Below are 9,344 nucleotides of genomic sequence, written 5' to 3' on the forward strand. Positions count from 1 at the left end.
AACTCATCTGTGATCAGAGATGCCAATGGTAATGTTTTAAACTTCATTGGTATTTGCTATGACACTACTGACCGCAAACAAGCAGAAATTGCACTCAGAGAAAGCGTCCAGCGAGAAGCACTACTCAATCGTCTTTCTCATCAGATTCGAGCTTCTTTGGATCTCAATCATATTGTGGAAACCGCAGTGCAGGAGATTCATAACTTATTCCAGATCGATCGCTGCGTCTTCTTTTGGTATCGGCAAGATGCTGATGTACCCTACTGGGAAAAAGTATATGAAGCGAAAAGTTCCTTTTTACCCTGTCTGCTTAACGATCAAGAAGCGACGAATGCCGAAATCGAACTAATCGCAGCTAAAACCTTGAACGGAGAAATCATCCGCATTCATGATGCTGAGACTGTGAGCGATTCCATAGCAAAGCAGTTTTTGGAGGATTTTGGTTTCACTGCCTTCATGTCCCTGCCTGTACATACCCAATCTGGCGAAATTGGTGCATTTAGCTGTGGTTATTGTAGTGGCTTTCGTCCTTGGCTGAACAACGAAGTAGAATTACTACAAGCAGTTACAGTTCAACTAGCGATCGCTATTGACCAAGCTAAACTTTACACCCAAAGTCGCATCACTGCCCAAACCGCCCAAGACAAAGCCCAGCAACTACAAGCAGCACTGCTAGAACTTCAACAAACCCAAGCGCAACTGATTCAAACTGAAAAAATGTCCAGTTTAGGACAATTGGTTGCAGGTATTGCCCACGAAATCAATAATCCTGTTAATTTTATTTACGGCAATATTAGCCACGCCCGTGAATATACCAAGGATTTGCTGCACTTAGTAGAACTTTATCAACAAAATTATTACCCACCAATACCAGAGATCGATCGACAAATCAATACCATTGATTTAGACTTTCTCAAGGAAGATTTACCCAAAATCTTGGAGTCTATGAAGATGGGAGCCGAACGCATTCGGCAGATTGTCCTATCTTTACGTAATTTTTCTCGCCTTGATGAAGACGGTACAAAGGCAGTAGATATTCATGAAGGTATAGATAGCACCTTGCTGCTATTGCAAAATCGCCTCAAAGCCAAACCAGGACATCCTGAAATCCAAATAATCCGAGACTACGGCAACCTACCATCAGTAGTGTGTCACGCTGGACAGATGAATCAGGTGTTTATGAATCTGTTGACAAATGCGATCGATGCTTTAGAAGAGTCATTAGTCATTTGTCATACCCTACGGGAAGGCGCAGCGCCTATGTCATTAGTAAACAACATTGAACAAAGGACAAATGACCAAGGACAAATGACTTTTCCACAAATTCGCATTTGCAGCCTTATTCAAGAAGACCATTTAATCATTAAAATTGCTGACAATGGCTCAGGCATGACTGAGGAAGTACGCAAACGCCTATTTGACCCCTTCTTCACGACAAAACCTGTGGGTAAAGGTACAGGTATGGGATTATCAATTAGCTACCAAATTGTAGTCAAAAAACACGGTGGAAAGATCCAGTGTATTTCAGCACCAGGAGAAGGTGCCGAGTTTGTTGTGATGATTCCACTAAAACAACAACCCTCAACGTAGATAGGACTTACACACTGAAGCCTGAAACCTAGATCCCCCCTAACCCCCCTTAAAAAGGGGGGAACTTCTAAAGCCCCCTTTTTAAGGGGGTTGGGGGATCTCAGTGCGTAAGTCCTGGTAGAATCACACAATAGAAAATAGATGTCTTTACAAGGGTTCTGGATAACGCATATTTAATTTTTGGATTACCTAATCTTAATCTAAGCTTAATAAAAAATTAACCTAATAGTTGTTAACTAAGATTAACTCACTTTTTGCTGCAACATTTGAACCCCCTCAATAACCTAAAATTTAGAAGAATTGGGGGGATTATCTCTTTTAATATAGGTAATATAGGGAATTAGGTTTAAAAAACGTTGTAATCGTAGTACTATCTTTGCGTAGGCGTAGCCCAACCCAGACGATGTACACAACGATCTGTACCTACGTACCTGTTGAAGAAGAATTCAGAAGTCAGAATTCAGGAGTCAGAATAAATCAGTCGGGGATTCAGACCGGCGACTGATTTTGAGCCACTGAACTACCGTTCAGTAGGGGTTTTAAACCCAATTATTCATCCACCAGTCGTACAGAATTCATTCTGAATTCTGACTCCTGACTCCTGAATTCTGTTCGATAAAAAAATCCCTGAGTACAAATAAAATAAAAGGCTGGGATGATACAACCCCAAAGTCAAAATAGTATCACCTACACACGTGTTATCCACCTAAGTCATGTAATTGACGTAGATATTCCCCAATGGTCTGGAGATCCGATAGTAGAATTTGAGACTGTGGCTGAACTAAATAATGATGGCTATTACCTGCGGCGTTTCTCCTTGGGAGAACATAGCGCTACCCATATCAACGCCCCTAACAGTTTTCATACTTCTACCGTGGGAATTGACGAATACCCAGCCCAGTCTTTGGTTGTACCTGCGGTAGTTATAAATGTTTGCCAAGCCACAGCGATTAATCCTGATTATGCCCTGACTATTGCTGATGTTTTGGCTTGGGAAGCAGAACACGGTGAAATTTTTCCGGGTTGCGTAGTTATACTGAATACTGGTTGGCAGAAAAAGTGGTTGGATAAAAGTGCATTTTTCAATAATGATGCTCAGGGAATTGCCCACTTTCCTGGGTTTGGCACTGATGCAACTCAATTTTTACTGGATGAACGGCAAATTGCTGGGGTAGGAATTGATACTCATGGCGTAGACCCCGGACAGGATAACAGTTTTGCAGTTAACCGCCTAGTTTTAGAACAACCGCGCCTGGTGTTGGAAAATCTGACAAATTTGGATCAACTGCCACCAAAAGGTACTACTCTAGCGATCGCAGTTCTAAGATTACGTGGTGGTTCTGGTTCTCCTGTGGGTGTGTTGGCATTCGTGCCTTAATTTTTATATCGATATTTGCTTATCGCGCCAATTTCCTAAACTTGAGGATAACCTAGAAAGCAAGCAAACTTAATACACAAGTTTCAGTAGATTATCAGCCGGAGATTTTCAAGATGACAACTCCGCTATCTTGCCGCAATTATATAGATGGCCAATGGTTGAGTGCTGTTGGGGAAGCAACCTTAGAAAGTCGCAACCCTGCTGACAAAACCGAAGTGGTGGCCACATTCCCCCGTTCTCAAATTAAAGATGTTGATACAGCAGTAGCCGCAGCCCGTAAAGCTTACCGCAGTTGGCGCATAGTTCCAGCCCCAGCGAGGGCAGAATACATCTTTCGCGTTGGAGAAATATTACTCCAGCATAAAGAAGAACTTGCCCAGTTAATCAGTCGGGAAATGGGTAAACCCTTGACGGAAGCTAGGGGAGATGTGCAAGAAGGTATTGACTGCGCCTTTTACAGTGCTGGCGAAGGGCGGCGACTATTTGGGCAAACCACACCCTCAGAAATGTCCAATAAATTCGCCATGACTGTGCGGATGCCCATCGGAGTCTGTGCTTTAATTACTCCCTGGAATTTCCCTGTGGCAATTCCTTGCTGGAAAGCTATGCCAGCCTTGGTATGTGGCAATACAGTCATCCTCAAACCTGCCGAAGATACTTCCGCTTGTGCAACTAAATTGATTGAAATTTTTCAACAAGCAGGTTTACCACCAGGAGTAATTAACTTGGTGCATGGTGTGGGAGAGGAGGCGGGGAAAGCTTTAGTTGAGCATCCTAATGTAGATTTGGTATCCTTTACCGGTTCTTCCGAAACCGGTGCTTTTGTTGGCGCGACTTGCGGACGCACTCACAAGCGTGTCTGTTTGGAAATGGGTGGTAAAAACGCTCAAGTAGTGATGGAAGATGCCGATTTAGAACTTGCTCTTGATGGTGCAGTATGGGGAGCATTTGGGACAACTGGGCAACGGTGTACGGCTACTAGTCGGCTGATTTTGCATCGTGATATCAAAGAAAAATTTACCGCCATGCTCTATGAGCGTACCAGTAAATTACGCTTGGGTGCTGGCACTGACCCGAATACAGATATTGGCCCGATAGTCAATGAAAAACAACTCCAACAGGTGAGGAAGTATTTGGATATCGCTCGTGAGGAAGGGGCAAAGGTTTTAATTGGTGGGGAAATTGCTAGTGAAGGCTTATTGAAAAACGGTTACTTCTTTCAACCAACTATTTTGGATGATGTAACTCCTGATATGCGAGTTGCTCGTGAAGAGATATTTGGGCCAGTAGTGGGATTAATTGAGGTTAGCTCTTTTGAGGATGCGATCGCAATTCTCAACGATAGCAATTATGGTCTTTCTTCTTCAGTTTACACCCGTGATATCAACCGCGCTTTTACTGCCATGCGCGACATCGAAGCAGGTATCACCTATATTAACGGCCCCACTATTGGCGCAGAGGTACACTTGCCCTTTGGTGGTGTGAAACAAACAGGTAACGGACACCGCGAAGCTGGAACTACTGCAATGGACGTTTTCACAGAATGGAAAAGTGTCTATGTTGACTTCTCTGGAAGTTTGCAACGCGCTCAGATAGATAATCGCAGTTAAGATAATGAACTACCTCTGGCTGTGCGAAAGTTTAAGCCAGGGGTAGTTCATAATAAATTTGGGTCAATTCCTTGTTGTTGTAATCTGGCTAAAAGTTCTTGAAGCTGCTGCTGAGTTTGTTCTAGCTGTTGTTGGTGTTGTGCGTTTACCTCTTCTGGAGTTTGGTATCTGTTACCATTTTGGTCATACCAAAACAGCCATTCTCGTATTCTTCCTTGATAAGTACCCTGTTCTCGTCCAATCCCTAAACCAATTTCTGGCATCCAAATTTGATCGCCGAGTTGTAAAATATACTTACCTTCAACTAAGCGATAAACTTCTAAAGGTTGACGCTTACGACGTAGCCGCGTTGGTGCATAAATGACGTAATATAAAATGCCTAATTGGGCATAATCTATTTTCTTTTGTTCATATTCGCCATTGTAGGTTTGAGAAACCACTTCTAAAGCTAAAATGGGCGTAATCCCTTCTTCTTCCCAGAAAACGTAACTAGAACGTCCGTTTTCTCCAACAAAACGTTCAACACCTAAACTCAAAAACCCATCGGGGACTATAGCTGGTTGTAATGGTGTATAGTAAATTCCCATGTTGATACCGAAAAACCAGTCATCACGGGTTTGCCAAATCGAAGCTAAGATGGCTAACAATAAATTAGGAATTAATATTTGTAGTTCGTTATCCACAGGGGTATCATCAGAATCTGGTAATTCCGCCGATGAAGGTAGGCAGTCTAAGGGATTGTAATTATACATAATACTTGGTGGTTGACAGTTATCAGTTAACACCATTTTTTCAGACTAGATGCAGAATTACCGGAAGTGACTTCAGGGTTCTGCGATCGCTTAATTATAAAAACTTACTGCGAGCAAAGCAATCTTTGAAAAGAGCGATCGCTCTTTGATGCCATTTTTTCAGATTAGATGCTCTAATAAGCCTCTTTCAGCCACGCTAGTACAGCACGGCGTAAATAAGCCAACCATTTGGAATGCCTGAAACCTTTTCACAATCTCCTAGACATTGCTTGCAGAAGTTTGGGATAATAAGCGAGGATATTCAGTCGGTAGCTTGAAATACCTATGACTAGTAAGGAAGAATTAAGAAGTGTTGCCTCAGAAATTCCATTATTTAATAATATTGAGCAAAAAGAAACATTTTTGTTTGTGATTGGGGCGTTATTTTCGAGAGTTATTAGTTTGAAAAAAGCCGCAGAAATTATGGCAATAGAGCCTGATGTATTTCTTCAACTATTAGATTTGATGGGACTGGAATTTTCTTACTTGACTGAACAAGATATCGCTAGAGAAAAGGATTGGTAGGGTGTGTGAAGGTTGTTTTTAACTCTTCTCCATTAATCTTTTTATTGCGTCTGGAATTTCTCGATATTTTTCTAGATTCTGCCGATGAGTTTTATTTACCGAATTTTGTTGCAGAAGAAATTAGTGCTAAATCTGATGCAGCTAGTCAGCAGGTAAAAGCTTTAATTGATGCCGAGAAAATATTAGTCAAAGAAATTCAATTACTTTCTTTAGCCAATCGTCTAAATATCCGACTAGGGAGAGGGGAATCAGAGGCCATTGCTTTAGGAACTGAATTACAAACAGATTACATAATGTTAGATGACTTCGCAGCCAGAAAAGAAGCAACTCGACTGGGATTAAATGTTAAGGGAACCTTAGCAGTCATTAAGAAACTTCAGGTAGATGGCAAAATCACCATTACTAGCACAGACCAATTGTATCAAGACATCCTAGCAATGAATTTCAGAGTCAAGCGATCGCTCTTTGATGCCATTTTTTCAGATTAGATGCAGAGTTGACGGAAATTGCTTCAGGGTTCGCAAAAGCTACTTCAGGGTTCGCAAAAGCTACTTCAAGGTTCGCAAAAGCTACTTCAGGGTTTACAAAAGCTACTTCAGAGTTCGCTTAATTATAAAAACTCATTGCCAGCAAAGCAATCTCCGAAAAGAGCGATCGCTTTTTGATGCTGTCATAAATTAATATTTATCTCCAGATTATTGCTAAATTTAAAGTAAATCCTGGTAAAATATCTTCACCTAATAATTCTTTTAGATGTTCTAATATTTCCACTGGTTGACCAAGACGGTAGATTTCTACCTGACGTAATTTTGAATTAATTAACCAACCTAATTTAACCCCGTTATCGATATATTCCTGCATTTTCTCTTGGGTTTCTTTCAAAGTATCGCTGGGTGACATTAACTCTAAAACGAAGTCTGGTGCAATAGGTGGAAACTTTTCTTGCTCTTCAGGTGTAAGTGTATCCCATCGTTCTTTTCTAATCCAAGCGACATCAGGAGAACGGTTTGCACCATTAGGCAATTTAAAGCAAGTGGAAGAATCGAAGCAAATTCCTAGTTGAGTTTGACGATTCCAAATCACAAAATCTGCCGCAATTTCAATATTACGATTTCCAGTCTCTCCGCCTGTGGGTGGCATGATTAGAAGTTCTCCCCTTGCATTGCGTTCAAATTTGATTTCAGGGTTTTCACGACACAACTGATAAAATTGATTGTCGGTGAGTTGGATGATGGGGTTTAAGTTGATGGCGATCGCTGTCATAGTAACTATATTGGGGATGACATCAAAATTTAATGAAGCTTTTTACCACAAACTAATTGTATCAAGACATCTTAGCAATGAATTTCAGAGTCAAGCGTAGGCGTAGCCCAACCCAGGCATCGCTCTTGAACACCATTTTTTCAAACTAGATGCAGGGTTCGTCTTTGTTTGGTGCGATCGCCTAATTATAAAAACTCATTGCCAGCAAAGCAATCTCCGATAAAGAGCGATCGCTTAATTATAAAAACTCATTGCCAGCAAAGCAATCTCTGAGTCTTGTGAGCTTTACTCGCTCTGACAAATAAATCTTTTTGTTTTGCCCATAGACGCAAATAAGACCGCAAAAGAACTACTTTTAGTCGAATAATAATGTAGAAAAAGTTTGCAAAAAGTTGCATTGCAGGATTGGGTAGAAGTAAAAACGCAACCCCAAAGTATTCACTTAGTTGGTTCTGGTGGTAAACCGAGCTTGGCACGAAAATCCTCGTCATATTTTGCCTTCTTCCAACTATAAGCAAATTTAACTTGCTCAGGAGTAAGGTTTTTGGCGTAGCTGAGGTTGGCACGGCTGAGTTTGGCACGGCTGAGGTTGGCACGGCTGAGGTTGGCGTAGCTGAGGTCGGCACCGCCGAGGTTGGCACTGCCGAGTTTGGCACCGCTGAGGTAGGCGTAGCTGAGGTCGGCACCGATGAGGTCGGCACCGCCGAGGTAAGCACTGCTGAGTTTGGCACTGCTGAGGTCGGCACCACTAAGGTCGGCGTAGCTGAGGTTGGCACGGCTGAGTTTGGCACGGCTGAGGTTGGCACGGCTGAGGTTGGCACGGCTGAGGTTGGCATCGCTGAAGTCGGCACGGCTGAGTTTGGCATCGCTGAGGTTAGCACGGCTGAAATCTTTCTTAAATAGACTCTCACCAGCTTGGATCAGTTTTTCAAGTGCTTGAATTCTTGCCTGACTATACTCCTTTCCTCTAGCAGCATCAACAGTTTGCCAAAGTTGGTTTATCCTAATTTGTTTCTCAATAACTATGCCCACATATACTGATAAACCCAAGGGGATAATTAAGAAAAAAGCAATTGACTGAAAGCGATTATTCCGTCTTTGTCTGACACTTGCTTGAATAAACTCAATAGCCAGGTCAGATAATCTTAAGTTCTCAGTTTGTTGCCTCTGAAAATCTTCTACCTCTCTTAACCGCTTTCCCTGAAAGAGATAATCCTTAATCCTTCGCCTATCCCGCCATTCAATAGCCGCCGCTTCAATTTTCCGCTTTTGTCGCAGTATGTCCCGACTTTCCTCAATCCATTTACGTAATAGCAACCAATGGCGAATCAGCGCTTCATGTGCAACATCTACTACAGCAATTTTATTAGATAAGGTACTGGTGACAACTAGCTTCTCATCAGCTAACCGTTGAATTATTCTATTAATCACAAATTCTGGATGCTGTGAAGTAACTAAATCTCGTTGCACAACCTGTCTACGCGTATCTTCTGTTCCTTCTCCCAACTGCGTCAATTCTAAAAAAATCCGCTTTGTTGCTTGCTGTTCCTCAAGTGATAATGATTCATAAACTTCTGTAGCGCGTGTTTGCAGGGTTCCCCTGACTCCACCTAGTTTGCTATAGGTAGTCAGGGTTAATCGTTCTTCAGTTCTTTGCTGCCATAGTTCTGTCAGCGTGTACTGCAACAACGGTAAACTCCCCGGTGAATTTTCTACATCTGCAATCATTTGAGAAACTAATTCCGGTTCTACTGCTAAGTTCACCTGTTCAGCCGGTTTGATAATTGCTGTTTCTAATTCTTCCCGAATCATCGGTGTTACTGTTACTAAATGCTCTTGAATTTTCTTAGCTAGTCCGCCATACTCTTGCTCCAAACATTTGCCAAAGAAATCAGCCCGCATTGTAATTATGAGGCAGAGTTTATTATCATCACGCTGCAAAGTACCTAACACAAATTCAAAAAACTGCTGTCGTTTTGTAATATCTTGACATTGAGTAAAAGCTTCCTCAAATTGGTCTACCACTAGCACTACGCGCTGAGTTTGTGCAGCAGTAATCAACTGTCCTAAACCAACTGCACCTTTGGCAATTAATTCTTCTGCTTTTGCTAATTGTGAGGCTCGGTCAATATCTGATAATTCTGATTCTACAAATGCCAGTGCTAAATTTTGTAAGGGGTTAATCCC

The 9,344-nt window shown here is 41.9% G+C and carries 8 protein-coding genes; 5 read left to right on the forward strand and 3 right to left on the reverse strand.

Features of this window, described 5'->3' with window-relative positions; translation table 11 throughout:
* The 3 genes from HWQ37_RS07195 to HWQ37_RS07205 form a co-directional block, all read left to right on the forward strand.
* Positions 1–1,590, forward strand: a 1,590-nt coding sequence (locus HWQ37_RS07195; RefSeq protein WP_292745329.1) for an ATP-binding protein, incomplete at its 5' end; no start/stop codon positions are given.
* A 655-nt stretch (positions 1,591–2,245) separates the two neighbouring features.
* Complete coding sequence (locus tag HWQ37_RS07200; RefSeq protein WP_292745330.1) at positions 2,246–2,968, forward strand: cyclase family protein; 723 nt, start codon at positions 2,246–2,248, stop codon at positions 2,966–2,968.
* A gap of 113 nt (positions 2,969–3,081) precedes the next feature.
* On the forward strand, positions 3,082–4,578 hold the full coding sequence (locus HWQ37_RS07205; protein ID WP_292745331.1) for an aldehyde dehydrogenase family protein: 1,497 nt from the start codon (positions 3,082–3,084) through the stop codon (positions 4,576–4,578).
* A 47-nt stretch (positions 4,579–4,625) separates the two neighbouring features.
* Here HWQ37_RS07205 and HWQ37_RS07210 read toward each other — a convergent pair whose 3' ends face one another.
* Complete coding sequence (locus HWQ37_RS07210) at positions 4,626–5,330, reverse strand: Uma2 family endonuclease (RefSeq protein WP_292745341.1); 705 nt, start codon at positions 5,328–5,330, stop codon at positions 4,626–4,628.
* Between the two features lie 324 nt (positions 5,331–5,654).
* On the opposite strand from HWQ37_RS07210, the gene HWQ37_RS07215 reads away from it, so the two are divergent.
* Together HWQ37_RS07215 and HWQ37_RS07220 are read left to right on the forward strand one after the other, a co-directional pair.
* The gene (locus tag HWQ37_RS07215) at positions 5,655–5,894 is read left to right on the forward strand and encodes a hypothetical protein (protein ID WP_292745333.1); all 240 of its coding nucleotides are present in this window, start codon (positions 5,655–5,657) and stop codon (positions 5,892–5,894) included.
* Between the two features lie 5 nt (positions 5,895–5,899).
* Positions 5,900–6,382, forward strand: a complete 483-nt coding sequence (locus tag HWQ37_RS07220) for a PIN domain-containing protein (protein ID WP_292745335.1) — start codon at positions 5,900–5,902, stop codon at positions 6,380–6,382.
* 196 nt (positions 6,383–6,578) lie between these two features.
* On the opposite strand, the gene HWQ37_RS07225 is transcribed toward HWQ37_RS07220, so the two are convergent.
* A complete protein-coding gene (locus HWQ37_RS07225; RefSeq protein ID WP_292745337.1) occupies positions 6,579–7,157 on the reverse strand; it encodes a Uma2 family endonuclease in 579 nt (192 codons plus the stop codon).
* Positions 7,158–7,595: 438 nt separating this feature from the next.
* The coding region (locus tag HWQ37_RS07230; RefSeq protein ID WP_292745339.1) for a pentapeptide repeat-containing protein at positions 7,596–9,344 on the reverse strand (1,749 nt) is incomplete at its 5' end.

The organism is Nostoc sp. NMS4 (genome assembly GCF_017115095.1).
Taxonomy (GTDB): domain Bacteria; phylum Cyanobacteriota; class Cyanobacteriia; order Cyanobacteriales; family Nostocaceae; genus Nostoc.

What these genes read in the sequence shown, in the direction of transcription:
- HWQ37_RS07200 (WP_292745330.1), top strand. Translation starts at nt 2,246, where the DNA reads ATGATACAACCCCAAAGTCAAAATAGTATCACCTACACACGTGTTATC.
- HWQ37_RS07205 (WP_292745331.1), top strand. Translation starts at nt 3,082, where the DNA reads ATGACAACTCCGCTATCTTGCCGCAATTATATAGATGGCCAATGGTTG.
- HWQ37_RS07210 (WP_292745341.1), bottom strand. Translation starts at nt 5,330, where the DNA reads ATGTATAATTACAATCCCTTAGACTGCCTACCTTCATCGGCGGAATTA.
- HWQ37_RS07215 (WP_292745333.1), top strand. Translation starts at nt 5,655, where the DNA reads ATGACTAGTAAGGAAGAATTAAGAAGTGTTGCCTCAGAAATTCCATTA.
- HWQ37_RS07225 (WP_292745337.1), bottom strand. Translation starts at nt 7,157, where the DNA reads ATGACAGCGATCGCCATCAACTTAAACCCCATCATCCAACTCACCGAC.